The following is a 26,511-nucleotide window of genomic DNA, read 5'->3' on the forward strand; positions in this document are numbered from 1 at the left end:
AAGTCCAATGTTTACAAAGTCATTGCCGAACCTGTTCACGATAGGCAATTTATTTTTAGGCGTATTATCGATTATATTAGCGTTCAACGACCGCGCGGACGGCGCTGCCTTGCTCGTGATCATCGCCATGCTGCTCGACGGCCTCGACGGCCGGGTGGCCCGGGCGCTGAACGTCCAGAGCGAGTTCGGCAAGGAGCTGGATTCGCTGTCGGACGTCATCTCGTTCGGCGTCGCGCCGGCCTTCATCATGTACCAGGCCGCTTTCACCGACGTCAATCCGGCGCTCGCGTGGATCATCACCGCGATCTTCCCGATCTGCGGCGCCTTGCGGCTCGCCCGCTTCAACGTGATCGAGGGCATTCCCGGCTACTTCATCGGACTGCCGATTCCGGCGGCCGGCGGCGTGCTCGCGACGCTCGCGCTGTTCCACAACGATCTGCACGTGTACCTGCTGCTCGTCGCGACGTTGGCGCTGTCCTTCCTCATGGTCAGCAGCCTGAAGTACCCGAACTTCAAGAAGCTCGGGCTGCCGAAGGCCGCGATCTGGGCCGTGCCGCTGGTCGTCATAGCCGCGGTGATCCTGGCGTTCATGTTCCCGCGCGCGATCCCGAACTTCATCCTCGTGATGCTGCTCCTGTACGCGCTCTGGGGCCTAAAAAAAAACGTTGAGCGCATGTTCTCCGGCGCCTATAAGCGCCTGCGCCGCAAACGGCGCAAGAACGAGGAGCGGCCGCGCCGCGGGGCATAAGCGTTTCGCAGCGTTTCGGCGGCGTTCGCTCCCTGCAGCTTTATCGCTTACCGACGACATAAAAGCCGTCCTTCGCCATATCGGCGTTGGACGGCTTTTTTTCGTTTGAAGCGACGTTCGTCCTGAACTAGGTCAGGTTAAACCAGCCGAGCGTGCTGCATTTTTCCGATTCCTTGGTGACGACTTCCTCCAGGTTGACGCCAAGCAGATTGCAATAAGCGGACAGATAGAACAGGTTCTTGCCCATCTCGGAACGAATGATGTCGGCGCATTGCTCGCAGAGCTCGCCCGTCATGTGGGACTTGGTCTGGCGCTTGGCCTCGTCCAATTCCAGATCGGGGGAGAAGCCTTGCTGCTTGGCGCTTAGTTCAATGCATCCGCATTCGGTGATGGACTTGGACACAGCCCGGTTGACCGAAGCGTTCGACTGACTGTACTTGGTCATGACATCCAGCAAGCTGCGGTGACGTAGCAAAAGCTCAGACACCTGCTCCTGAAATTCCTGCAGTGTTGGCGCGCTCATTCCATCCACCTCGGTTGCCCGTATTGGCGTTGCTTAGAACTCATTATAGTGCAAGGCGTCCCGTATTACAAAACGAAAACGATAGGACTTCTGCGCATCCGCGCGAAGAGCCTGCCGGGCTGGCTGCCTCTTTTTAGGACCGCTCTGATTAAGGGCGCTTGAGCAGGCCCATTCTCTTTCCGCTCCCGAGACAGGATTAAGCAGCCCGAATTTGGACCATACTGGTAGCAAATCAGGTTATTCTTGGGAGTGATACTTATGTTGATGAAACGATTGATACAAGCCTTCGGGCTGCTGGCGGGCCTTGCGATCGGACAAGGGTTCGCATCTTCCGCGGGCGCGTCCGGCGGCGGCCGCGCGTCCTGGATGGGCGACGCGCTCGGCACGGCGGCGTACGGCGGAGGAATCGGCGCATACGCGGCTTGGATCGGCGCGGCGCTGGGACTGCTCGTCGCGACGGCTTGCGCGGGACCGCTCTCGGAGCTGCTGCGCAGGAGCGTCGACCGGCTCGCGGGAATGCCGGCCACGCAGCTAATCGCTGGGCTCGCGGGCGGCGGTACGGGGCTTGTCCTTGCCATGCTGCTCATGCCGTATCTCGGCGCGGTGCCGCGGGTAGGCGCGCTGCTCTCCGCAGCGACGGCGCTGGCGTTCGCGTACGCCGGAACGCATATCGGCCTGCGCAAGCAAGAGGAGGTCGCGGGCTGGGGCGTCGATCGGCGCAAGCCGGAGCCGGCGGCGGACAATGCGCCCAGGTTCGAGGAGCACAAGATTCTGGATACAAGCGTCATTATCGACGGCCGCATCGCCGACATCTGCAAGACGGGATTCATCGAAGGCACCCTGGTCATCCCAGAGTTCGTGCTGGAGGAGCTGCAGCATATCGCGGATTCGTCCGATCTGCTCAAGCGCAACCGCGGCCGCCGGGGGCTCGACATCCTGAACAAGATCCAAAAGGAACTGGACGTGAAGGTACTCATCTACGAGGATCCGGGCGACGAGACCGGCGAGGTCGACAGCCGTCTCGTGAAGCTCGCGAAGGCGATGCGCGGCAAGGTCGTCACCAACGACTTCAACCTGAACAAGGTGTGCGAGCTGCAGGGCGTATCCGTGCTGAACATCAACGATCTGGCGAACGCCGTGAAGCCGGTCGTGCTGCCGGGCGAGGAGATCGTCGTGCAGGTTATCAAGGACGGCAAGGAGCACGGGCAAGGCGTCGCATACCTCGACGACGGCACGATGATCGTGGTGGAGGGCGGGCGCGACTTCATCGGCACGACGATGGAGGTGCTCGTCACGAGCGTCCTGCAGACGTCGGCGGGACGGATGATCTTCGCGAAGCCGAAGCTGCTGGAGCGGGCTTTGTGAAAAGGGAGGGCTTGTCCCGCCCACTTGGAAAATGAACGCCGACCGGGTATGATGGAAGGGTATACGGGCGGGACCCGCTGGGGTCCCGTCCTTCTTCACGATTGCGGACGGCGCGGGGATTTTCGAGACGTCCGTCCGCGATCATGCCAAGGCGAAAGAGGGCGTGGACATGGATTGGGGAGCGGTCATCGTCGCGGCGGGCAGCGGCAAGCGCATGGGCGCCGGCATGAATAAGGCGTACTTGCCGCTGAACGGGCGCCCGGTGCTGGCGCATACGCTGGAGGCTTTCGAAGCTTGCGGCGCGGTGACCGAGATCGTGATCGTGGCGGCGGCGGGCGAAGAAGCGCAGGCCGAGGCGCTCGCGCGCGAGCACGGCATCCGCAAGCTGACGGCCGTCATCCCCGGCGGCGCGGAGCGGCAGGACAGCGTGTACGCCGGGCTGGCCGCGCTGCGCGCCGAAGGCGCGCTCGTCCACGACGCGGCGCGGCCGCTCGTGACGCCGGAGCGGATCGCCGCCTGCTGTGCCGCGGCGGAGGAGAGCGGCGCTGCCGCGCTGGCGGTGCCGGTCAAGGACACGATCAAGCTGTCGGACGGCGGCGGGATGATCGTGTCGACGCCGGAGCGGAGCCTGCTGTGGGCGGTTCAGACGCCGCAGGCGTTCGGCCGCGTGGAGCTGATGGACGCCCACGAGCGCGCGCGCCGCGAGGGCGCGCAGGCGACGGACGACGCGATGCTGCTCGAGCGGCTCGGCCGCAAGGTGGCCATCGTGGAGAGCGATTATGCCAACTTGAAAATAACGACGCCGGAGGACCTGCCCATCGCCGAATTGCTGCTGGAACGGCGCCGGCGCGACGGATTGGAGCGAAACGAATGATTAGAGTAGGACAAGGCTTTGACGTACATCAGCTTACGGAAGGCCGCGCATGCATTATCGGCGGCGTTCGCATCCCGTACGAGAAGGGACTGCTCGGCCATTCCGACGCCGACGTGCTGCTGCACGCGATCAGCGACGCCGTGCTCGGCGCGCTGGCGTTGGGCGATATCGGCAAGCATTTTCCCGATACGGACGAGGCCTTCAAGGATGCGGACAGCGTCGTGCTGCTCGAGCGGGTATGGGCGCTCGCGACGGAGCGCGGCTACCGGCTCGGCAACGTCGACGCGACGATCATCGCGCAGGCGCCCAAGATGGCTCCGCATATTCCGGCAATGGTCGACGTGATCGCGCGCGCGCTCGGAGGCGAGGCCGATCAAGTGAACGTGAAGGCGACGACCTCGGAGCGGCTCGGCTTCACGGGACGGGGCGAGGGCATCGCCGCGCAGGCGGTCGTCTTGCTCGCGAAGGAAGCATAAGGAACGGGAACGGAGGAGCATGAACATGAGCAACGGACAAACCGGCAAGGTGAGGGTTCGCTACGCGCCGAGCCCGACGGGGCATCTGCATATCGGCAACGCGCGCACCGCTATTTTTAATTATTTATTCGCGCGCCATCACGGCGGGGACTTCATCATCCGCATCGAGGACACCGACGTCAAGCGCAACGTCGCGGGCGGCGAGGAGAGCCAGCTGACCTATCTCAAGTGGCTGGGGGGTCGATTGGGACGAGAGCGTGGACCGGCGTGGGGATAATGGGGATTACGGCCCGTACCGGCAGACCGAACGACTGCATATTTACGACGCGTACACCAAGCAACTGCTGGAGCGCGGGCTCGCTTACCGCTGCTACGCGACCGAGGAAGAGCTCGAGGCGGAGCGCGAGGAGCAGCTCGCGCGCGGCGAGACGCCGGCGTACTCTGGCAAGTACCGCGACATTACGAAGGAGCACGAGGAGCGGCTGATCGCGGAGGGGCGCATTCCGGCGATTCGTTTTCGCGTGCCGGAGGGCCGCACGTATACCTTCGACGATCTGGTCAAAGGCGAGATCACGTTCCGTTCCGAGGATTTCGGCGACTTCGTCATCGTCAAGCGCGACGGCATCCCGACTTACAACTACGCGGTAGCCGTGGACGACCATCTGATGGCGATCAGCCACGTGCTGCGGGGCGAGGACCACATCACCAACACGCCGCGCCAGCTCATGATCTATGAGGCATTCGACTGGGAACCGCCGGCGTTCGGCCACATGACCCTCATCGTCAACGAGAGCCGCAAGAAGCTGTCCAAGCGCGACGAGTCGATCGTCCAGTTCATCGAGCAGTACGACGGTCTCGGCTATTTGCCGGAGGCGCTGTTCAACTTCATCACGCTGCTGGGCTGGTCGCCGGAGGGCGAAGAGGAGATTTTCACCCGCGAACAGTTCATCGAGATCTTCAAGGCGGAGCGGCTGTCCAAGAGCCCGGCCGTGTTCGATACGGTGAAGCTCAACTGGATCAACCAGCATTATCTGAAAAGCGTATCGCCGGAGCGTCTGCTCGAGCTGTGCCTGCCCCACCTGAAAAAGGCGGGCCGCATCGCCGAGCAGCCTGACGAGCGGGAGATGACTTGGGCCGCGGCGCTCGTGACGCTGCTGCGCGAGCATTTGCGCTACGGCGCGGAGATCGTGCCGCTGTCCGAGCTGTTCGTCCGCGAGCGGATCGAAGTCGACGACGAGGCGCGCGAAGTGCTGGCCGATCCGCAGGTGCCGACCGTGCTGAACGCGTTCGCGGGACAGATCGAAGCCGCCGGCGAAGAAGGCTTCACGGTCGAAGGCATGAAGGCGCTCGTCAAGGCGGTGCAGACGGAGACCGGCGCCAAAGGCAAAGGCCTTTTCATGCCGATCCGGGTGGCGCTGACCGGCCAGATGCACGGGCCGGACCTGAACGGCACGATCTGGCTGCTCGGACGCGACCGCGTGCTCTCGCGGCTGCGGGAGACGGCGGCTTCGCTCGGCTGAGCGCAGGTTCGGCTTCGGCCGGGCCGGGATTGAGCGGGGGAGAATGTACGATGGTGTATTGGGATAGCGGACATTCTTACCGATAATTTGCCTTGGAGGCAGTGAGCGAGGACAGGATAGCGGAAGTTTTTACCGCTATTGCCTTCTTGGCGGCGAGCGGAGGCGTGATGGCGGATTTGCGGGCGTTATTATCCTCGATTCGCCGTACCATAGAGCGTTAGCGAGCATGCGGGTTGCAGTCGGGCCCGGCTCCGTACGTTTGGGGCGCTCGCGGGCTTCAATCCCAGCTGAGCGTTCCGCTCTTGCCCGCCCGAGCCCCTTGCCACCGTCGGGACGTTGCACTATACTTGCTGTAATAGCGACGAACAGGAGAGTACGCCACGACGAGGAGCGGCCAGAGAGGACTGTCTAGGGTGAGAGCAGTCTCGTATCCGACGTGGGGGGAAATGCGCCTGGGAGCCGCAGCGCCGAGCGGAGCGCCGGACGCCGCCGATTCGATCCCTTCGAATCGGCCGGCCGGCCAGCTTGCGTTAGGCGTTGCCGGGGGGCCCCGTTAACGGCCGAATGAGACGGGCGATTCGCCGCGCCTTGCTGGAAGAGCAAGAGCGCCGGTCGCCCAAGCAGAGTGGGACCGCGTCAGAAGACGCCTCTGCAGCGAGAGCTGCCGAGGCGTCTTTTTGCGCACGCGCGTCGCGGCGCAGCTCCCGCGATCGTTTCGCATCCTTCGATATTTATGGCAGCACACATCAAGGGGGGGAAGAACATGGGCTTCTGGGAGACGGTGCGTTCCGACGTAGAAGCGGTGTTCGAAAACGATCCGGCGGCCCGGAGCCGGTTCGAGGTCATCTTCACGTATTCGGGGCTGCACGCCATCTGGGCGCACAAAATCGCGCACGGCTTTTTCAAGCGAAGATGGTTCACCGCGGCGCGCGTCATCTCGCAGGTGAGCCGATTCATGACCGGCATCGAGATTCACCCCGGCGCGAAGATCGGCCGCAAGCTGTTCATCGACCACGGGATGGGCGTCGTCATCGGGGAGACCTGCGAGATCGGGGACGAGGTCGTCATTTACCAAGGCGTGACGCTCGGCGGGACCGGCAAGGAGAAAGGCAAGCGCCACCCGACGATCGGCAACCGCGTCGTCATCGCTTCGGGCGCCAAAGTATTGGGTTCGTTCAAAGTGGGCGACAATTCCAATATAGGCGCGAACTCCGTCGTGCTCCGGGAGGTGCCGCCGGACAGCACGGTCGTAGGCATTCCGGGACGCGTCGTGAAGCGGGGCGGCCAGCGGATCGGCGATCGCCTCGACCATACGAACCTGCCGGACCCGGTCATCGAGACGTTCCGCTTCATGCAGAAGGAGATCGACGATCTCAAAGGCGAGCTGGAGCACCTGAAGCGGGAGCGCAGCGGTTACTTCGATCCGCCGCCGCTCGAGCTCAAGGCCAAATGCGACTCGTCCGCCGACAGCGGCCACGGCGAGCCGCCCGAAGGCGATGCCGCCCCGGCGGAAGACCGCGAGCGCCAAGCAGAACCCGTTTATTCTTCCGCCCGTTCAAGAACCTCAAAGGAGCCATAATCGACCATGACCCTTCGCATTTACAATACGCTGACCCGCGAGGCCGAACCGTTCGTGCCCCAGCAGCCGGGCCAAGTCACGATGTACGTATGCGGACCGACCGTATACGGGTATATTCATATCGGGAACGCGCGTCCCGTCATCTTCTTCGACGTCGTGCGCCGGTATATGGAGCATATCGGCTACAAGGTCAATTACCTGACCAACTTCACCGACGTCGACGACAAGATGATCCGGCGCGCGGAGGAGATGGGCATCACGGTGCCCGAGCTCGGCGAGCGCTTTATCCAGGCGTTCATCGAGGATACGACCGCCCTCGGCGTCGTTCCGGCCACGCAGAATCCGCGGGTGACGGATACGATTCCGGAGATTATTTCTTTTATACGGACGCTTGAGGAAAAAGGCTACGCCTACGAGAGCGGCGGAGACGTCTATTACCGGACCGCGCGATTCCCCGACTACGGCAAGCTGTCGCACAAAAACCTCGCGGATCTGCAGTACGGCATCCGGATCGAGGTGGACGAGCGCAAGGAATCGCCGCAGGACTTCGTCCTCTGGAAGGCGGCCAAGCCCGGCGAGATCAGCTGGAGCAGCCCTTGGGGCGAGGGGCGTCCGGGCTGGCACATCGAATGCTCGGCCATGGTGCTTAAGTACGCGGGCGAGACGCTCGACATCCACGGCGGCGGCAACGATTTGCAGTTCCCGCACCACGAGTGCGAGATCGCGCAGTCGGAGGCGCTCACGGGCAAGCCGCTGGCGCGCTATTGGATGCACAACGGCTTCGTCAATATCGACAACGAAAAGATGTCCAAATCCATCGGCAACGTGGTCAACCCGCGCGAGCTGCTGCAGAAGACGAGCGCGCAGGCGATCCGGTACATTATGCTGACCGGCCATTACCGGAGCCCGATCAACTTCAGCGAGGAATCGGTCGCCCAAGGCGAAAACAGCGTGCAGCGCCTCGCCAACGCACGGGACAACCTGAAGCACCGCCTGTCCTCCGTCTCCGAGCTGGTGCCGGCCGATCCTTCGGTGGCGCCGCGGCTCGCGCAGTTCCGGGCGGCGTTCGACGCCAAGATGGACGATGACTTCAATACGGCCGACGCGATCACGGTGTGGTTCCAGACGGTGTCCGACGCCAATACGTATCTCAAGCGCGACGCGGCCTGCGCGGCGGACATTCACGCGTATTTGGAACTTATCGCGGAGTTCGACCGGGTGCTCGGGCTGCTGCCGCCGGAGGCGGGGGCCGAGCTGCTGGACGCTGAGATCGACAGCCTGATCGCCGAGCGCGCCGACGCGCGCAAGCGCCGCGACTTCGCGAGGGCGGACGAGATTCGCGACCTGCTGGCGGACAAGGGGATCATCCTCGAGGATACGGCCCAAGGGATGCGGTGGCGCCGGAAATGACGGAGCTTCGCACGAACGTACCGCCGCTTCCGGTCATCGCGCCGGAGCTGCCGCCGGACCAGCCGGTCAACCTGCTCAATCCGATCGTGCTCGCTTACGTCGGAGACGCGGTGTTCGAGGTGTATATCCGTCAGCGGCTGATCGCTTCCGCGTCGCGCAAGCCGCACGAGCTGCACAAGGCGGCTACCCGGTACGTGTCCGCCGCCGCGCAGGCGCGGCTGCTGGCTCGGTGGGCGCCGCTGTTGACGGAGGAAGAGGCGGACATGGCGAGGCGCGGCCGCAACGCGAAGTCGGGATCGCCGCCGCGCAATGCGGATCCGGGCGATTACCGCCACGCGACCGGCCTGGAGGCGCTGGTCGGCTATTCATATTACCGCGGGGAGCGGGAGCGGCTCGAGACGTTGGTCGGGCTGGCTTTCGAACCTGAAGATACGAAGCCGGAGGGGTCCGCGGGACCCGGGCGAAAGGAAGAGACGACATGAGCAGCAATCGCAGCAATCGCCCGGGAGGACCGGGGAAAACGGAACGTCCGGCGCGCGGCGCCGGCGGTCCGGCCGCCTTTGGCGGGACGGGCGCAGGGAGCCGGGACGGGCGCCGACAAGCGGAAGGCCGCTCGAGCGGCCGCGACGAAGGGCGGCCGGCCGATCGGCGCGCGGCGGACAGGCCGTCTGCGGTCGCTGGGCGCAAGCCCGCCGGAGGCGGCGGCTACAAGCCCGGCTTCGCGGCGGACCGCAGGGGCGGAGCCGGACAGCCGGCGCAAGGCCGCCGGCATGAAGACGCTGTCGAGCGCGAGACGCGCGCGCGCGTCTCGGCATTTGAGGACGAAGCGGCCGAAGCTGTGTCGGCGGACGAGGCGGACGGCGAAGGCGAGCAGTACCTGGCCGGCAAGCATCCGGTACTCGAGGCGCTTAAGGCGGGGCGCGCGCTGAACAAGATCTGGCTCTCGAATCAGGCGCAGAAAAGCCTCGTTCAGCCGATTCTGGAGGAGGCCAAGGGCCGCGGTGTCGTCGTGCAGTATGCCGACAAGCGCAAGCTGGACAGCCTCGCGCCCGGCATCCAGCACCAAGGGGTCGTGGCGCAGGCGGCGGCGGTATCGTACGCCGAGCCCGAAGAGCTGCTCGCCCGGGCGGCCGAGCGCGGAGAGGCGCCCCTGATCGTGCTGCTCGACGAGGTCGAGGATCCGCACAACCTCGGCTCCATCCTGCGGTCGGTCGACTGCACGGGCGCCCATGGCGTCATCGTGCCGAAGCGCCGCAGCGCGAGCCTCACGGCCGTCGTCGCCAAGACGAGCGCGGGCGCGGTCGAATACGTGCCCGTCGCGCGGGTGTCCAACCTGGCGCAGACGATCGACCGGCTGAAGGAAGCCGGCGTCTGGATCGCGGGCGCGGCCGGCGAGGCGAAGGCCGACGTCTACGCGACGGACCTGACCGGACCGATCGCGATCGTCATCGGCAGCGAAGGCAAGGGCTTGTCCCGCCTCATCCGCGAGAAATGCGATTTCCTGATCTCCCTGCCGATGTTCGGCAAGCTCAACTCGCTCAACGCTTCGGTCGCCGCGGGCATCATCCTCTACGAAGCCGTGCGTCAGCGGCTCGCGAAGCGCGGCGGCGGTCCGGGCAAGGGCGGCCATGCTTCGCCGTGAGGACGTGCTCATCGTCGACGGCTATAACATGATCGGCGCGTGGCCCGAGTTGGACCGCCTGAAGGCGACCCGGCTCGAGGACGCGCGCGACAGGCTGCTCGACATGCTGGCGGATTACCAAGGTTATCTGGGGCTGAAGGTCATCGTCGTATTCGACGCGTTCCGCGTGCCCGGCGTCGGCGCGAAGTTCAAGCAGCATCGGCTCGGCGTCGTTTACACCCGCGAGAAAGAAACGGCCGACGAATGCATCGAGCGGCTCGTCGGCGAGGTGACGTCGGTACGGCGGGACGTCTACGTCGCCACTTCCGACCAGACCGAACAGCACGTGGCGTTCGGGCGCGGCGCGCTGCGGCTGTCCGCGCGCGAGCTGCTGCTCGCGGTGGAAGAGAGCCGGCGCGAGATCGGCAAGACGATCCGCAAGGCGCCGCCGCCCAAGCGCAACCCGCTGGGCAACGTGCTAAGCGACGACGTGGCGCGGGTCTTGGAGCAATGGCGCCGGGGCGAACGTGCGTCCGACGATTCGGGCGGTAAGTCCTAGGACCGGTGCGGACCGGGACCTGCTTCCCGCCGTCGCCGGGGCGACGGTCGAGTCCGATATAGGCTGCAAGTCTGTTCGCTAAAACGCAAACAAATGTCCGCATTGCCCGGAAGCCTTGAATTATAAGGGTTTTCTTCATTGACGCTATGGGCTGCATCAAGTATATTGGTAATAGTTTGGTAGATCCAGAGTGTATCCTGAATGTCTTGAAGCCGGAGGGATGACCGTGAGCGTCGACGTTAACGACCTTGTCACATATGAATACGACTTCAAGACCGACGAGGATATCGTCGAGTCGGTACGCGCGGGCGATTCCGAGGCACTGGAGTATTTGATCAATAAATATCGCAATTTCGTCCGGGCGAAGGCCCGTTCTTATTTTTTGATCGGCGCGGAGCGCGAGGACATCGTGCAGGAAGGCATGATCGGCCTGTACAAGTCGATTCGCGACTTCAAGGGGGGACAAGCTGGCCTCCTTCAAGGCTTTCGCGGAGCTGTGCATCACGCGCCAGATCATCACCGCGATCAAGACCGCGACCCGGCAGAAGCATATTCCGCTCAATTCATACGTTTCCCTGGACAAGCCGATCTACGACGAGGATTCGGACCGTACGCTGCTGGACGTCATCTGCGGCTCGCGCGTCTGCGATCCCGAGGAGATGATCATCAACCAGGAGGAGTTCTACGGTCTCGAGGACAAGATGTCCGAGATTCTGAGCGATCTGGAGCGCAAGGTGCTGATGCTCTATTTAGACGGGCGCTCCTACCAGGAGATCGCCGTCGACCTCGACCGCCATGTCAAGTCCATCGACAACGCGCTTCAGCGCGTGAAGCGCAAGCTGGAGCGATACTTGGAGGTCAGGGATATCGGTCTGTAGACCGACCGAAGCCGTCAGCTACATAGAGGAGCGTACAGAGGCAGCGCCGGACGGCAGGCTGCTTTTTTCGTTTTTAAGGACGCTGCGCCTTGCCGGGTTTAAAGTTCGCATTCGTTTGGCTAGAATAGTAGAGAGCTCTGTGGCCGCAGAGTCTTAATAACGTCCCGCGCCTGCAGCCCGTACACGATTGTCAAGCTTTCTCGTTGACAATGCCTATGGGCTATGATAAATTACTTTAGTAACCTTAAGGTGGAGTTTTATGCGCAGCCCTGAATATGGTGTGATACGCCAGGTGTCGTTGTCGTACGTAACGGCTTAGGCGTATTAACCCGGATTCAATGTCTTTTTTTTTGTGATCTGGCACAGCCCGGGAGGTGGAACAGATGCGGGTAATCATCACTCTCGCTTGCACGAACTGCAAGCAGCGGAATTATGCGACGACCAAGAACAAGCGCACGCACTCCGATCGCATCGAACTGAAGAAGTTCTGCAAGTTCTGCAATGAGCACACGGCTCATCGCGAAACGCGCTAAGCTCTAGGAGGTTTTGGGACGTGACTTTCCTGGCCAAAATGAAACAGAGCTTTGGGTCCTTTACTTCGTTCTTTGCCGATAGTTGGAGTGAACTGAAGAAGGTCCGCTGGCCCAAACGTAAAGAGTTGATCAGCTACACGCTCGTCGTTATCGTGACGGTGCTGATTGTTACGATTTACTTCTGGGTGCTGGACGTCATCATTTCGCGCTTGATCGACCTCGTCATTTAACGCGGAACCCAAAGGTGGCTTTTCCGATGGAAAAAAGATGGTATGTAGTACACACGTACTCCGGTTACGAGAACAAGGTTAAGACGAACTTGGAGAAACGCGTGGAATCGATGGGCATGCAGGACAAGATTTTCCGCGTGCTCGTGCCCATGGAGGAAGAGCTCGTCAACAAGGACGGCAAGAAAAAGACCGTGATGCGCAAGGTGTATCCGGGCTACGTCCTCGTCGAGATGGTTCAGACGGACGATTCCTGGTACGTGGTCCGCAACACGCCCGGCGTCACCGGGTTTGTCGGATCGACCGGATCGGGATCGAAGCCTACGGCTCTGCTGCCCGAAGAAGTGGATCAGATTCTGAAACACATGGGCATGGAGGAGCCGAAGCCGGTCATCGACTTCGAATTGAAGGAGAATGTCCGCGTCAAGGTAGGCCCCTTCGCGAACTTCGTCGGGTCGGTCGAAGAGATCCTTCACGACAAGAGCAAGCTGAAGGTGCACGTCAACATGTTCGGCAGAGAAACCCCGCTTGAGCTGGATTACACTCAGGTGGAGAAGATATAATAGTCTGGCGGATGGGGGCGTTCGCGCCGCCGCTCGCAGGTTTCTGGATTTGAGCGGGAGGGACCAAGCATCCCGTTATACCGCATTTTGAGCTGGAGGTGCAACAAACATGGCAAAAAAAGGTCATTAAAATGGTCAAGCTGCAGGTGCCGGCCGGCAAGGCTAACCCTGCGCCGCCTATCGGTCCCGCACTGGGTCAAGCAGGCGTTAATATCATGGCCTTCTGTAAGGAATTCAACGCGCGTACGGCTGACCAAGCCGGCCTGATCATTCCGGTCGTCATCACCGTATTCGAAGACCGTTCCTTCACGTTCGAGACGAAGACGCCGCCTGCGGCCGTATTGCTTCGCGTCGCTGCTGGCATCCCGAAGGGATCCGGCGAGCCGAACAAGAAGAAGGTCGCTACCGTTAAGCGCGCGAAGGTTCGCGAGATCGCCGAGCAGAAGATGCAGGATCTCAACGCGGCTTCCGTCGAAGCGGCTATGCGTATGGTCGAAGGCACGGCGCGCAGCATGGGCGTCGTCATCGAAGACTAATCACAGCGACCTGATATAGGGATCGCGATCGCGCTTCGGACCGTTCTTGGGCCGCAGGGCGAAGTGGGAGGAGACTTCCGTTACTACCACACAAGGAGGAGAACTACATGGCTAAGCACGGCAAGAAGTACCAAGAAGCCGCCAAGCTGATCGACCGCGACGCAACTTATGAAGCTGCCGAAGCGATCGAGCTTGTGAAGCAAGCGGCCAAGGCGAAGTTCGACGAGTCCGTCGAAGTCGCCGTCCGTCTCGGCGTCGATCCGAGAAAGCAAGACCAGAACGTACGCGGCGTCGTCGTCCTGCCTCACGGCACGGGCAAGACCCAGCGCGTGCTTGTATTCGCCAAGGGCGACAAGCTCAAAGAAGCCGAAGCCGCTGGCGCTGACTATGTCGGCGACACGGACCTCATCAACAAGATCCAGCAGGGCTGGTTCGAATTCGACGTCTGCGTAGCGACGCCGGATATGATGAGCGAAGTCGGCAAGCTCGGCCGTATCCTCGGCGGTAAGGGCCTCATGCCTAACCCGAAGGCCGGCACGGTTACGAACGACGTGACCAAGGCCGTCCAAGAGATCAAGGCCGGTAAGATCGAGTACCGTCTGGACAAGGCAGGTCAGATTCACGCTCCGATCGGCAAGGTATCCTTCGATTCGGCGAAGCTCGCCGACAACCTGAAGGCCCTGGTCGACGCGCTGAACCGCGCCAAGCCATCCGCCGCGAAGGGCGTATACCTGAAGAACATCTCGATCTCCTCGACGATGGGCCCAGGCGCGCGTCTGAACGTTTCGGCATACCGTCTCTAATCGCCAGCTTCTGGCGGTTGACAGACCGTGTATGGACGTGTTACTTTAATCAAGTTGAATATTGATACCGTAGACCGTAGGTGCCGCAAGGCTTAATTTCCTACCGAGGTGTGTGCATACATTCGTTACCCGTCCTTGCCTTGCATGGATGCGTAAGATTAATGTAACGTCATGCCTCCGCGATGTCTGCGGGGGCATTTTTAATGCCTTCGTGAAGGCTGTAGCCTTATAGACGATCGATACGGTGAAGTCCTACGACCAGGAGGTGTACCAAATGGCAAATGCAAAGATTATCGAAGCCAAGCAGCAGGAAGTCGAAGCGATCGCCGCCAAGCTGAAGTCCAGCGCGAGCACGGTTGTTGCCGATTACCGCGGCCTGAACGTCGCTCAAGTCACCGAACTTCGCAAGCGTCTGCGCGAAGCCGGCATCGAATTCCAAGTGTTGAAGAACTCGCTCGTCAGCCGCGCTGCGGCTAGCGTCGAGCTGAGCGACCTGGATGCCGTCCTGACGGGTCCTACCGCTGTAGCGTTCAGCGCTACGGACGTCGTTGCCGCAGCGAAGATCCTCAACGACTTCGCCAAGAAGAACGATGCGCTTAAGCTGAAAGGCGGCGTTATCGAAGGTCGCTTTATCGACGCCGTTCAAGTCAAGGCACTGGCTGACCTGCCTTCCCGCGAAGGTTTGCTCTCCATGCTCCTCAGCGTCCTGCAAGCGCCGATCCGCAACTTCGCGCTCGCCGTCAAGGCAGTCGCGGAAAAGAACGAAGCAAGCGCATAAATCGAACGCTTCGGCTTCCGAGGCGCGCGAATTGACTTTCCACCAACAAATTATCTAATTTAACGGAGGTACTACCATGAGCAAAGAGTCCATCTTGGAAGCCATCAAAGGCATGAGCGTCCTGGAACTGAACGACCTGGTCAAGGCAATCGAAGAAGAATTCGGCGTAACCGCTGCAGCTCCTGTTGCAGCAGTTGGCGGCGGCGCTGCTGCTGAAGTCGAAGAGCAAACGGAATTCGACGTTATCCTGCTCGAAGCTGGCGCTTCCAAGATCAACGTTATCAAGGTCGTTCGCGAAATCACGGGTCTCGGCCTGAAAGAAGCGAAGGACGTTGTCGACAACGCTCCGAAGCCGATCAAAGAAAAAGTGGCTAAGGACGAAGCTGACGCTGTTAAGGCTAAGCTCGAAGAAGCCGGCGCTAAGGTCGAAGTTAAGTAATTTGGCCTAACAATCGAATTGCAAACCCCTTGAAGCTAGTCTTCGAGGGGTTTGTGCATGAGAGGGGACGAGGAGATGGCTGATCATTACTATTCGCAGCAGCCCAGCGCGCGCAGCGACCGCAAAAAAAATCGAGGCCGTGCTGCGGGGGCAAAAGCTTCAGTTCGTCTCCGACTCCGGCGTGTTCTCGCGGGACGGGGTGGACTACGGCAGCCGAGTGCTCATCGAGCAAATCGAACTGGGGCAGCAAGACCGCGTGCTTGACGTCGGCTGCGGCTACGGCCCGATCGGACTGACGGCGGCCCGCCTGGTGCCGCGAGGACATGTAACGATGTTGGACGTGAATGAACGGGCCGTTGCATTGAGCCGGGAAAACGCTGCGCTCAACGGCATCGGCAACGTGGACATTCAAGTCAGCGATCTATACGAAGCGATAGGCGGCCGGACGTTCGATGTCATCTTGTCCAATCCGCCGATTCGGGCGGGGAAGTCGGTCGTACACCGCATTCTCGAAGAAGCGGTCGCTCACTTGAACCCCGGCGGATCGCTATGGATCGTCATTCAGAACAAGCAAGGCGCGCCAAGCGCAAGAGCCAAGCTCGAAGCGTGCTTCGGCGAAGAGCGAGTGACCGAAGCAGGCAAGGATAAAGGGTACCGCGTGTACCGTGCGATCAAGGCCTAGGAAGGTAAGACGGCCTTCGCGCCGAAACTTGCACCGCTGCCGTAGTAAGCGCCGAAGCGTTTCGCAATGAACTTTCATCGTCTAAAAATGGCGTTTGACCTGCATAGGCGCTTGTGTTACTATAAGAAGATGTCAGATTTAAGATGGGCTAGTTGTCTGTGTGTGGAGAAGTTATTCGATTAGCGCCATTCAGAGGAATAAAAATACGCCGATTGGCGTATATTGGGTGAATGGGCTGGATACGAGTGCCATTGTGCCTCCGTTTGGGGCATAGGGGCTTTTATTTGTTTGCCGCTGTGATTTTGCATGCACATTGCGCTTATTGCGTCCTCCCGGTGTTATTTTACCCACTTTCCGCGTTTTATCATAACCGCAGGGTTCCCCGCGGGACGGCTGCCTCTGCTAGTGCTGGAGAGAGGATCTCGCTCCGCTACCATATGCTTCACAGTAGACTGAAGGGGTGAGGATAAGTTGGCAGGACATCTTGTTCAGTATGGTCGCCGCACCAGGCGCAGTTATGCCCGAATTCATGAGGTGCTGGACATTCCGAACCTGATCGAGATCCAGCAGCAATCGTACCAGAAGTTCCTGGACGACGGACTGCGCGAGATCTTCCAGGACATCTCTCCGATCTCGGACTTCACGGGCAACCTCGTGCTCGAGTTCGTCGATTACAGCCTTGGCGAGCCGAAGTATTCGGTCGACGAGTCCAAGGAGCGCGACGTGACTTACGCGGCTCCGCTGCGCGTCAAGGTTCGCCTGCTCAACAAGGAGACGGGCGAAGTCAAGGAACAGGAAGTGTTCATGGGCGACTTCCCGCTCATGACGGAGACCGGTACCTTCATCATCAACGGCGCCGAACGCGTCATCGTCAGCCAATTGGTACGTTCGCCTAGCGTTTACTACAGCACCAAGATCGACAAGAACGGCAAGAAGACGTATACGGCGACGGTCATTCCGAACCGCGGCGCTTGGCTCGAGCTCGAGACGGACGCCAAGGACATCATCTACGTGCGTATCGACCGCACGCGCAAGATTCCGGTAACCGTGCTGCTTCGCGCGCTCGGATTCGGCATGGACGCCGAGATTCTGGACTTGCTCGGCCAGGACGAGTTCATCCGCAATACGCTCGAGAAGGACAACACCGACTCCACCGAGAAGGCGTTGATCGAGATCTACGAGCGCCTGCGTCCGGGCGAACCCCCGACGCTGGAAAATGCGCGCAGCCTGCTGATCGCCCGCTTCTTCGATCCGAAGCGTTATGATCTGGCTAACGTCGGCCGCTACAAGATCAACAAAAAGCTTCATATTAAAAACCGTCTGTTCAACCAGCGTCTCGCGGAGACGCTCGTCGATCCGTCGACCGGCGAGATCATCGCCGAATCGGGACAGGTCATCGACCGCCGTCTGCTCGACCAGATCCTCCCGATGCTGGAGAAGAACGTCGGCTTCAAGAACTACCGCGTCACCGGCGTCAACGAAGCCGAAGACATCCCGCTGCAGAGCATTCTCGTGCACTCGCCGGTCGAGGAAGGCAAGGTCGTCAAGATCATCTCCAACGGCATCATCGACAAGTCGGTGAAGCACATCACGCCCGCGGATATTATTTCGTCCATTAACTACTTCATCGATCTGTTGCACGGCATCGGCAGCACCGACGATATCGACCACCTGGGCAACCGTCGTCTGCGTTCGGTCGGCGAGCTGCTGCAGAACCAGTTCCGCATCGGCCTGTCCCGGATGGAGCGCGTCGTGCGCGAGCGGATGTCGATCCAGGACCAGAACGCGATCACGCCGCAGGCGCTGATCAACATTCGTCCGGTCATCGCGGCGATCAAGGAATTTTTCGGTTCGTCCCAGCTGTCGCAGTTCATGGACCAGACGAACCCCCCTTGCCGAGCTGACGCACAAGCGCCGTCTGTCCGCGCTCGGTCCGGGCGGTCTGACGCGGGAACGCGCGGGCTTCGAAGTGCGCGACGTTCATCCGTCCCACTACGGCCGCATGTGTCCGATCGAAACGCCTGAAGGTCCGAACATCGGTCTGATCAACTCGCTGTCCACGTTCGCGCGGATCAACGAGTACGGCTTCATCGAGGCGCCGTACCGCAAGGTCGATCATAGCACGGGCATCGTCACCGAAGAGATCGTCTATATGACGGCCGACGAAGAGGACAACTACATCATCGCCCAAGCGAACGCCCAGCTCACCGAAGAGGGCAAGTTCGCCGACGATATGGTCATCGTTCGTTACAACAAGCAAGCGGACAACATTCTGACGATGCCGAGCGACCGCGTCGACTACATGGACGTATCGCCGAAGCAAGTCGTGTCCGTCGCGACCGCGATGATCCCGTTCCTCGAGAACGACGACTCCAACCGCGCGCTGATGGGTTCGAACATGCAGCGTCAAGCGGTGCCGCTGCTCGTGCCGGATTCGCCGTACGTCGGCACAGGCATGGAGCACAAGGCTGCCAAGGACTCGGGCGTCTGCATCGTCTCCAAGCACGACGGCGTCATCGAGCGCGTCACGGCCAACGAGATCTGGCTGCGCCGCATCGAGCTGCTCGACGGCAAGGAAGTCAAGGGCGACGTCATCAAGTTCAAGCTGCAGAAGTTCATGCGTTCGAACCAAGGCACTTGCATCAATCAACGCCCGATCTGCCGCAAGGGCGACATCGTCAAGAAGGGCGATATCCTTGCCGACGGTCCGTCCACGGATACCGGCGAATTGGCGCTCGGACGCAACGTCGTCGTCGCGTTCATGACGTGGGAAGGCTACAACTACGAGGATGCGATCCTGCTCTCCGAGAAGCTCGTGAGAGAAGACGTCTACACCTCGATTCATATTGAGGAATACGAGTCCGAAGCGCGCGACACGAAGCTCGGGCCGGAAGAAATCACGCGCGACATCCCGAACGTCGGCGAAGACGCGCTCCGAAACCTCGACGAGCGCGGCATCATCCGCGTCGGCGCCGAGATCAGCGCGGGCGACATCCTCGTCGGCAAGGTCACGCCGAAGGGCGTCACCGAGCTGACCGCGGAAGAGCGCCTCCTGCACGCGATCTTCGGCGAGAAGGCGCGCGAAGTGCGCGACACCTCGCTTCGCGTACCGCACGGCACCGACGGCATCGTCGTCGACGTCAAAGTGTTCACGCGGGAAAACGGCGACGAGCTGCCGCCGGGCGTCAACCAGCTGGTGCGCGCTTATATCGCGCAAAAGCGGAAGATCTCCGAAGGCGACAAGATGGCCGGACGCCACGGCAACAAGGGCGTCATCGCGCGCATCCTGCCTGAGGAAGACATGCCGTTCCTGCCGGACGGCACGCCGGTTCAGGTCGTCCTGAACCCGCTGGGCGTACCGTCGCGGATGAACATCGGTCAAGTGCTCGAGGTTCACCTCGGCATGGCTTGCCGCTACCTCGGCATTCGCGCCGCGACGCCGGTATTCGACGGCGCGCGCGAGCACGACGTGTTCGACACGATGGAAGAAGCCGGCATGCAGCGCAACGGCAAGACGAAGCTGTACGACGGCCGCACGGGCGAACCGTTCGAACGCGAAGTCACCGTCGGCGTTCTGTATATGATCAAGCTCGCGCACATGGTCGATGACAAGATCCATGCGCGCTCTACGGGCCCGTACTCGCTCGTTACGCAGCAGCCTTTGGGCGGTAAAGCTCAATTCGGCGGCCAGCGCTTCGGGGAAATGGAAGTGTGGGCGCTCGAGGCCTACGGCGCCGCCTATACGCTTCAAGAAATTCTGACCGTGAAGTCCGACGACGTCGTCGGCCGCGTGAAGACGTACGAATCGATCGTCAAGGGCGAGAACGTCCCTGAGCCGGGCGTGCCGGAATCGTTCAAGGTCTTGATCAAGGAGCTTCAGAGCCTTGGCATGGACGTGAAGATTCTGTCGGGCGACGAGCAGGAGATCGAGATGAAAGAGATCGACGACGAGGACGATACGACCGGCGACAAGCTGAACTTGAACCTGGAAGGCTCCGAAGTCGGCGCCGAGTAAGATCGTCATGCGACGGACCGGACCGCGCGCGATGCGCGCGGCTGCCGGCCGATGCATCGCTGAGGCGATACCTGAACATCGCCACGACCGTTCGTCAATCGCACGTAATCCGAGCCACGATGAAGGAGGGCTTGCTCCTTGTTAGACGTTAACAATTTTGAGTTTATGAAGATCGGGCTGGCTTCCCCCGACAAGATCCGTTCTTGGTCCAGAGGCGAAGTCAAGAAGCCCGAGACGATTAACTACCGTACCCTGAAGCCGGAAAAGGAAGGCCTGTTCTGCGAAAAGATTTTCGGGCCGACCAAGGACTGGGAATGCCACTGCGGCAAGTACAAGCGCGTCCGATACAAAGGCGTCGTGTGCGACCGCTGCGGCGTCGAAGTCACCCGCGCCAAGGTTCGCCGCGAGCGTATGGGCCATATCGAGCTCGCCGCTCCGGTTTCGCATATCTGGTATTTCAAAGGCATTCCGAGCCGCATGGGTCTCGCGCTCGACATGTCGCCGCGTTCGCTCGAAGAGATCATCTACTTCGCGTCGTACGTCGTGACGGATCCGGGCGATACGCCGCTTGAAAAGAAGCAGCTCCTGTCGGAGAAAGAATACCGGAGCTACCGCGAGAAGTACGGCTACGCGTTCAGCGCCGGCATGGGCGCCGAAGCGGTGAAGAAGCTGCTGCAGGACATCGATCTCGACCGCGAGCTCGACATGCTGAAGGAAGAGCTTCGCACGGCGCAAGGCCAACGCCGCAACCGCGCGATCAAGCGCCTCGAAGTCATCGAGTCGTTCCGCAATTCCGGCAACCTGCCGGATTGGATGATCCTCGACGTGCTGCCGGTCATCCCGCCGGAGCTTCGTCCGATGGTACAGCTCGACGGCGGCCGCTTCGCGACCTCCGACCTCAACGACCTGTACCGCCGCGTCATCAACCGGAACAACCGTCTGAAGCGTCTGCTCGACCTGGGCGCGCCGGACATCATCGTACAGAACGAAAAGCGGATGCTTCAGGAAGCCGTCGACGCCCTGATCGACAACGGCCGCCGCGGCCGTCCGGTCACGGGACCCGGCAACCGTCCGCTCAAGTCCCTCAGCCACATGCTGAAAGGCAAGCAAGGCCGCTTCCGTCAGAACCTGCTCGGCAAGCGCGTCGACTACTCGGGCCGTTCGGTTATCGTCGTAGGTCCGAGTCTTAAGATGTTCCAATGCGGCCTGCCTAAGGAAATGGCGCTCGAGCTGTTCAAGCCGTTCGTCATGAAAGAGCTCGTGCTCAAGGGCCAGGCGCACAACATCAAGAGCGCTAAGCGCAAAGTCGAACGCGTCAGCCCGGAAGTATGGGACGTGCTCGAAGAAGTCATCAAGGAGCACCCGGTTCTGCTGAACCGTGCGCCTACGCTTCACCGTCTCGGCATCCAGGCGTTCGAACCGATCCTGGTCGAGGGCCGCGCGATCAAGCTGCACCCGCTCGTCTGTACGGCTTACAATGCCGACTTCGACGGCGACCAGATGGCCGTGCACGTACCGCTGTCTGCCGAAGCGCAAGCCGAAGCTCGCCTGCTGATGCTGGCGTCCGGCAACATCCTGAACCCGAAGGACGGCAAGCCTGTCGTCACGCCTTCCCAGGATATGGTTCTCGGTTGCTACTACTTGACCATGGACAACAAAGACGCGCCGGGCGCCGGCATGCGCATCTCCGAAGTGAACGAAGCCGTATCCGCGTACCAACGCGGCGCAGCCGACCTTCACGCGCGCGTCATTATCCCGGTCAAGGCATTGGGCAAAAAAGACGTTTAACGAAAAACAGCAGGAAGCGCTGCTCGTCACGACGATCGGCAAGATCATCTTCAACGAGATTTTCCCGGATACGTTCCCGTACATCAACGAGGCGACCAAGGACAATCTGTTGAAGGGCACGCCCGAGAAGTACTTCATCTACGACAAGGGCGCGAACATCGACGAGATCATCCAGTCCATCCCGACGCCTGGCGCCGTGGGCAAGGAATATCTCGGCCATATCATCGGCGAGTGCTTCCGCATTTACCATACGATGAAGACGTCGATCATTCTCGACGACATCAAGCAGCTCGGCTTTACGTACTCGACGCGCGCAGGCATCACGGTTGCCGTGTCCGACGTTACGGTTCCGCAGGAGAAGGTCGAGATCCTGAAGAAGTCCGACGAAGCCGTCAAGACGATCACGACGCAATACCGCCGCGGTCTGATCACGGACGCCGAGCGCTACGACCGCGTCATCGACATCTGGTCGAAGACGAAGGACGAGATCACGGAAGTGCTCATGAAGTCGATGGACCGCTACAACTCCATCATGCTCATGGTCGACTCCAAGGCGCGGGGCAACAAATCGCAGATCACCCAGCTGGGCGGCATGCGGGGTCTGATGGCAACGCCGTCGGGCCGAATCTTCGAACTCCCGATCAAGTCGAACTTCCGCGAAGGCCTGACGGTCCTCGAGTACTTCATCTCGACGCACGGCGCGCGTAAAGGTCTGGCCGATACGGCGCTTCGTACCGCCGACTCGGGCTATCTGACCCGTCGCCTCGTCGACGTCGCGCAGGACGTCATCGTCCGCGAAGAAGATTGCGGCACGGACAAGGGCATCATCGTCAGCCGCATCGAGGACGGCAAGGAAGTCATCGAGGAACTGTTCGACCGGATCGAAGGACGCTATGCGTTCGAGACGATCCGTCATCCGGAGACCGGCGAGATCATCGTCGGCCGCAACGACCTGATCGACACGCCGAAGGCGGAAGAGCTGATCCGCGCAGGCGTGCAAAAGCTGCAGATTCGTTCCGTGCTCAGCTGCCGCGCCCGTCATGGCGTGTGCAAGATGTGCTACGGCCGCAACCTGGCAACGGGCAAGAAGGTCGAGATCGGCGAAGCGGTCGGCATCATCGCCGCCCAATCGATCGGCGAACCGGGCACCCAGCTGACGATGCGTACGTTCCATACCGGCGGCGTTGCCGGAGACGATATCACGCAAGGTCTTCCGCGTATCCAGGAGCTTTTCGAAGCCCGGAATCCGAAGGGTCAAGCGGTCATCTCCGAGATCGACGGCGTCGTCAAGGAAATTCGCGAGACGAAGGATCGCCGCGAGATCGAAGTGCAGGGGGATGCCGAGACCAAGGTATATCCCGTCACTTACGGTTCCCGTATCCGCGTCTACGAAGGTCTGCACATCGAAGCCGGCGACGAGCTCACCGACGGATCGATCGATCCGAAGGAAATGCTGCGGATCAAGGGCGTACGCGGCGTGCAGAACTACATTTTGCAGGAAGTACAACGCGTATACCGGAACCAGGGCGTTGAAATCAACGACAAGCACGTCGAAGTCATGATCAAGCAAATGCTTCGCAAGATCCGGATCGTCGATCCGGGCGACACGACGCTGCTGCCGGGTTCCTTCGTCGACGTGCACGAATACGAGGCCGCGAACCGCGAAGCGATCTTCGCAGGCAACGAGCCTGCGGTCGCGCGTCCGGTCCTGCTCGGCATCACGAAGGCGTCGCTCGAGACCGACTCGTTCCTCTCAGCCGCGTCCTTCCAAGAGACGACCCGCGTCCTCACCGACGCAGCCATCAAGGGCAAGGTCGACCGCCTGCTTGGCCTGAAGGAGAATGTCATTATCGGCAAGCTCATTCCGGCGGGTACGGGGATGTCGCGCTACCGCAACATCCGCGTCGTCGATCCGACCGAAGAAGGCTACGAGGACGAAGCCGAGCTCGAGCCGGTATCGGCGGAGTAATGCACCTTCGATCGGCTGAACGCTTCCATTAAGCCATGCATCGCCGACTGCCGGGCACGCTGCCCGGCAGTTTTTCTTTTGACCGGGCATTTGGCATATTCCCTAGAAAGAGACCGGTAACGTCGGGGTGTTTACGAAAACCTGTTAAAACGGGTAAACTCTAAAAAAAGCCCTTTGTTGGAAAAAGTGAAGCCAGCTAAGCCGGCGTTTCCAGGCGGGGACTAAGGGAGCCGATAGGTGCCATGAAAAATCCGAAGACAGCCGCGGTGCTGCTCGTGAGCCAGCTCATTTTTGTTCTTCTCGTCGTTCCCTGGCTGATCGTCGCTTTAACGTCTTTTATGATTTTCGATTCCCCGGACTCCGTTACCGCAGCTTGGCCGATCGCGATCATCGTCTTCGTCTGGGCCTATCCGATCGCGTTGATCGTCAGCATCGCCGTAAGTTGGGTGCTCTATCACAAACGCAAGTTCAAAGGAGCGCTTTGGTGGGGCTTCGTTCCGGTGATTTGGGTGCTTGTCGCCGTCTACGTCACCTTTTTTCTCGACGCTTTCTAAACGCCGCAAGGGATTGTGCGCCGTTCGTTTCGCTATATCGTCCTTAAAGACCTGTCCGCTCCTTGTTCATGCAGCAAGGGGACGGGCTTTTTGGCGTGGAGTCCGCTTGTCCACATGTGGATAGCGGCGGCTCTCGTCAATTGTCCACGGGGGGATAGCGAGATGCCGCGCTATCCGCCTGTGAATAAGTGAGAAAAGCATGAAATATCGCCATAATTTCTTTAAACTGCCCACAAACTCGGGATAAACTCGTCTGGATTGTGAATAAACGCATTGTGAAACGGACTTTAATTTTAATAGTATTAATATAAATGTCCGTTAAAGAACGGGAGTGAAGGGCCATGAATCCGGACGTCATCCTCCGTCTCGAGCAGGCGAGCAAGCAGTATAAAGGCAAAACGGTGCTGAACGGCGTTTCCATGGAAATGAGCAGGGGAGAGACGGTGGCGGTTACCGGGCCGAACGGCTCGGGCAAAAGCACGTTGCTTAAAATGATGGCGGGACTCTCTGCGCTCTCATCCGGCAAGCGAGAAACGATCGGATCGGGCGAAGGAGGCACCCTCGTCATCGGTTATGCGCCAGACCACCTTCCGAAGCTCAAATTCACGGCTCGCGAATATTTGAACCATATGGGCGCCATCCGAGGTCTGGAGGCTGCGGCGCGGACAAGGAGAATCGAGGAGCTGCTCCAACTGGTCGACCTGCGGGACAGGCCTGGGCAGCAGATGAAGTTTTTCTCGAAGGGCATGCTGCAAAAAGTGAATCTCCTGCAAGCGCTGCTGGGCGATCCCGAGCTGCTCTTGTTGGACGAGCCGATCGGCGGTCTGGACGAAGAAGCGCAAGATGCGCTTACTTCCATGCTGCTGAGCTTGAGGCAGAAAGGGACGGCCATCGTCGTGGCAACCCACGAGCAAGCGCTGATCGGTCCATGGGCGGAGCGCGTCGTGGCGATCTCGGACGGACGGATCCAATCGATCGCGGCGACGACTGACGCGATGGAAGGGAAGCGCTGGCGCCGTATCGTCTGCCGATGGCCAGAGGGGCGAGAAGAGGACGCGAAGGCGTTCGCAAGTTGGCCGGGGATGATGCAGTACCGCAAGGAACGGCGGCAAGCCGTGTACTGGACCGAGCCTGCGAGCAGCGATGCGCTGCTGCGGGAGCTGTTGGAGGCTGGCGCCTCCGTCGATTCGGTCACGATAGGTTCGGGGAGGATGGTGTAAAGCGTGCTGACGATGACGCGATATCATTTAGCGTACTATACGAGATCTTACCGGTACGTAGCCCCGTTGATCGCATACGTCGGCTTTCTGTTGTTCATCTATACGATATCGCCGAATCCGGTCATGGAGAGCTATGCATTCTCATCCGTCTGGCTGTTCGTCGTATCGGCATGGATCGTCTGGGGCTTTGCCGATCTGGAACCGGAAGTCCAGCAATCCGTGACGGCCCTTCATGCCGGCAGCGCCGTCGCCTACCATTTATCCAAGATGCTGCTGATGAGTGCTGTGGGCATGCTGCTGGCCTCGTTTGCCGTCTTGTATCCGGCGCTAGCCGGGAAGCTGGAGCGATGGCCTGCCCCGGAAGAATGGCTAGCGGCTGCCTGCGTCCATACCGCTATGTTTCTGCTGGGCATGGGAATCGCCCTCTGGTTCACGGACCGAGGATTCGGCAGGACCGCGGCTTCGCTCCCGGCTTTAATCGGCGTCCTCGTGGTGTCGCTTGCTTCCGCCAAAGCGGTTGCACCGCTCCCCGAAAGTATGGCGATCGTACGTTGGCTGCTGCCGCCAGCCGGCATTTTGTCGGAGGTGCTGAATAAACTGGAGCAAGACAAGGTTTGGACAACGGTCGGCGCGATTTTGTATGCGTTTGCTTATGCGGCGCTGCTGTGCGGAAGCTATGTCGTAGGTGCTGCGCGTAAAAGATTTTAGCCAGAGGGATGGGAGTTGCGCCTTTTTTTTATTGACAAAATAAGCATAAACCCCTAAAGTAATGATAAACGTTATCATTGATAATGATTATCATTAATAGTTAGGGGTACGAAAATGAGAAAACTGGCACACTCGCGTTTGAA

Annotated in this window: 22 protein-coding genes, 4 pseudogenes and 1 other annotated feature; of the genes and pseudogenes, 25 read left to right on the forward strand and 1 reads right to left on the reverse strand. The window is 60.6% G+C overall.

Annotated elements, in window-relative coordinates; genetic code table 11:
• Window positions 1-7 precede the first annotated feature (7 nt).
• The gene (gene pssA, locus OMP38_RS30370; RefSeq protein WP_277568437.1) at window positions 8-748 is read left to right on the forward strand and encodes a CDP-diacylglycerol--serine O-phosphatidyltransferase; all 741 of its coding nucleotides are present in this window, start codon (window positions 8-10) and stop codon (window positions 746-748) included.
• 127 nt (window positions 749-875) lie between these two features.
• Here pssA and OMP38_RS30375 read toward each other — a convergent pair whose 3' ends face one another.
• A complete protein-coding gene (locus tag OMP38_RS30375; RefSeq protein ID WP_277568438.1) occupies window positions 876-1,271 on the reverse strand; it encodes a DUF1573 domain-containing protein in 396 nt (131 codons plus the stop codon).
• 258 nt (window positions 1,272-1,529) lie between these two features.
• Between OMP38_RS30375 and OMP38_RS30380 the strand changes: the two genes are divergently transcribed.
• The 24 genes and pseudogenes from OMP38_RS30380 (at window position 1,530) to OMP38_RS30490 (ending at window position 26,368) form a co-directional block, all read left to right on the forward strand.
• Window positions 1,530-2,636: a PIN/TRAM domain-containing protein gene (locus OMP38_RS30380; RefSeq protein ID WP_277568439.1), complete on the forward strand. Its 1,107-nt coding sequence runs from the start codon at window positions 1,530-1,532 to the stop codon at window positions 2,634-2,636.
• A gap of 169 nt (window positions 2,637-2,805) precedes the next feature.
• A complete protein-coding gene (gene ispD / locus OMP38_RS30385) occupies window positions 2,806-3,510 on the forward strand; it encodes a 2-C-methyl-D-erythritol 4-phosphate cytidylyltransferase (protein ID WP_277568440.1) in 705 nt (234 codons plus the stop codon).
• Window positions 3,507-3,986: a 2-C-methyl-D-erythritol 2,4-cyclodiphosphate synthase gene (gene ispF / locus OMP38_RS30390; RefSeq protein ID WP_277568441.1), complete on the forward strand. Its 480-nt coding sequence runs from the start codon at window positions 3,507-3,509 to the stop codon at window positions 3,984-3,986. Before ispD ends, ispF begins: the two co-directional genes overlap by 4 nt.
• 25 nt (window positions 3,987-4,011) lie before the next feature.
• Window positions 4,012-5,506: pseudogene (gene gltX, locus OMP38_RS30395) on the forward strand (glutamate--tRNA ligase).
• Window positions 5,507-6,269: 763 nt separating this feature from the next.
• A complete protein-coding gene (gene cysE / locus OMP38_RS30400) occupies window positions 6,270-7,085 on the forward strand; it encodes a serine O-acetyltransferase (protein WP_277568442.1) in 816 nt (271 codons plus the stop codon).
• 6 nt (window positions 7,086-7,091) lie between these two features.
• Complete coding sequence (cysS, locus tag OMP38_RS30405) at window positions 7,092-8,495, forward strand: cysteine--tRNA ligase (RefSeq protein ID WP_277568443.1); 1,404 nt, start codon at window positions 7,092-7,094, stop codon at window positions 8,493-8,495.
• Window positions 8,492-8,977 carry a Mini-ribonuclease 3 gene (locus tag OMP38_RS30410; RefSeq protein ID WP_277568444.1) on the forward strand — a complete coding sequence of 162 codons (486 nt, stop codon included), beginning with the start codon at window positions 8,492-8,494 and terminating at the stop codon, window positions 8,975-8,977. The genes cysS and OMP38_RS30410 overlap by 4 nt, the downstream gene beginning before the upstream one ends.
• 356 nt (window positions 8,978-9,333) lie before the next feature.
• Window positions 9,334-10,137 (forward strand): 23S rRNA (guanosine(2251)-2'-O)-methyltransferase RlmB, encoded by an 804-nt coding sequence (rlmB, locus tag OMP38_RS30415; RefSeq protein ID WP_277568464.1) that lies wholly within the window; start codon window positions 9,334-9,336, stop codon window positions 10,135-10,137.
• A complete protein-coding gene (locus OMP38_RS30420) occupies window positions 10,124-10,675 on the forward strand; it encodes an NYN domain-containing protein (RefSeq protein ID WP_277568445.1) in 552 nt (183 codons plus the stop codon). Before rlmB ends, OMP38_RS30420 begins: the two co-directional genes overlap by 14 nt.
• Window positions 10,676-10,895: 220 nt before the next feature.
• Window positions 10,896-11,553, forward strand: a pseudogene (sigH, locus tag OMP38_RS30425) (RNA polymerase sporulation sigma factor SigH).
• Window positions 11,554-11,936: 383 nt separating this feature from the next.
• Window positions 11,937-12,086 (forward strand): 50S ribosomal protein L33, encoded by a 150-nt coding sequence (gene rpmG / locus OMP38_RS30430; protein WP_090117937.1) that lies wholly within the window; start codon window positions 11,937-11,939, stop codon window positions 12,084-12,086.
• Window positions 12,087-12,106: 20 nt separating this feature from the next.
• Complete coding sequence (secE, locus tag OMP38_RS30435; protein WP_277568446.1) at window positions 12,107-12,316, forward strand: preprotein translocase subunit SecE; 210 nt, start codon at window positions 12,107-12,109, stop codon at window positions 12,314-12,316.
• Window positions 12,317-12,342: 26 nt separating this feature from the next.
• Window positions 12,343-12,876 carry a transcription termination/antitermination protein NusG gene (gene nusG / locus OMP38_RS30440; RefSeq protein WP_090117935.1) on the forward strand — a complete coding sequence of 178 codons (534 nt, stop codon included), beginning with the start codon at window positions 12,343-12,345 and terminating at the stop codon, window positions 12,874-12,876.
• 98 nt (window positions 12,877-12,974) lie between these two features.
• Window positions 12,975-13,412, forward strand: coding sequence for a 50S ribosomal protein L11 (gene rplK / locus OMP38_RS30445; protein WP_277568447.1), 438 nt, complete (start codon window positions 12,975-12,977; stop codon window positions 13,410-13,412).
• A gap of 107 nt (window positions 13,413-13,519) precedes the next feature.
• On the forward strand, window positions 13,520-14,215 hold the full coding sequence (gene rplA, locus OMP38_RS30450) for a 50S ribosomal protein L1 (RefSeq protein WP_277533364.1): 696 nt from the start codon (window positions 13,520-13,522) through the stop codon (window positions 14,213-14,215).
• A 49-nt stretch (window positions 14,216-14,264) separates the two neighbouring features.
• Window positions 14,265-14,426: a sequence feature (ribosomal protein L10 leader region), on the forward strand.
• A gap of 63 nt (window positions 14,427-14,489) precedes the next feature.
• A complete protein-coding gene (rplJ, locus tag OMP38_RS30455; RefSeq protein ID WP_277568448.1) occupies window positions 14,490-14,993 on the forward strand; it encodes a 50S ribosomal protein L10 in 504 nt (167 codons plus the stop codon).
• A 76-nt stretch (window positions 14,994-15,069) separates the two neighbouring features.
• A complete protein-coding gene (rplL, locus tag OMP38_RS30460) occupies window positions 15,070-15,432 on the forward strand; it encodes a 50S ribosomal protein L7/L12 (protein ID WP_277568449.1) in 363 nt (120 codons plus the stop codon).
• Window positions 15,433-15,507: 75 nt separating this feature from the next.
• Window positions 15,508-16,114, forward strand: a pseudogene (locus OMP38_RS30465) (class I SAM-dependent methyltransferase).
• Window positions 16,115-16,585: 471 nt separating this feature from the next.
• Window positions 16,586-20,129, forward strand: a pseudogene (rpoB, locus tag OMP38_RS30470) (DNA-directed RNA polymerase subunit beta).
• A 165-nt stretch (window positions 20,130-20,294) separates the two neighbouring features.
• Complete coding sequence (gene rpoC / locus OMP38_RS36440; RefSeq protein ID WP_420869782.1) at window positions 20,295-21,917, forward strand: DNA-directed RNA polymerase subunit beta'; 1,623 nt, start codon at window positions 20,295-20,297, stop codon at window positions 21,915-21,917.
• 58 nt (window positions 21,918-21,975) lie between these two features.
• On the forward strand, window positions 21,976-23,886 hold the full coding sequence (locus OMP38_RS36445) for a DNA-directed RNA polymerase subunit beta' (protein WP_420869783.1): 1,911 nt from the start codon (window positions 21,976-21,978) through the stop codon (window positions 23,884-23,886).
• 242 nt (window positions 23,887-24,128) lie between these two features.
• A complete protein-coding gene (locus tag OMP38_RS30480; protein ID WP_277568450.1) occupies window positions 24,129-24,440 on the forward strand; it encodes a hypothetical protein in 312 nt (103 codons plus the stop codon).
• A gap of 341 nt (window positions 24,441-24,781) precedes the next feature.
• Entirely contained in the window at window positions 24,782-25,660 is an 879-nt protein-coding gene (locus OMP38_RS30485; protein ID WP_277568451.1) for an ATP-binding cassette domain-containing protein, read from the forward strand.
• A 3-nt stretch (window positions 25,661-25,663) separates the two neighbouring features.
• Window positions 25,664-26,368, forward strand: a complete 705-nt coding sequence (locus OMP38_RS30490) for a hypothetical protein (protein ID WP_277568452.1) — start codon at window positions 25,664-25,666, stop codon at window positions 26,366-26,368.
• Window positions 26,369-26,511: the final 143 nt, after the last annotated feature.

The organism is Cohnella ginsengisoli (assembly GCF_029525555.1).
GTDB classification, from domain to species: Bacteria; Bacillota; Bacilli; order Paenibacillales; family Paenibacillaceae; genus Cohnella; species Cohnella ginsengisoli.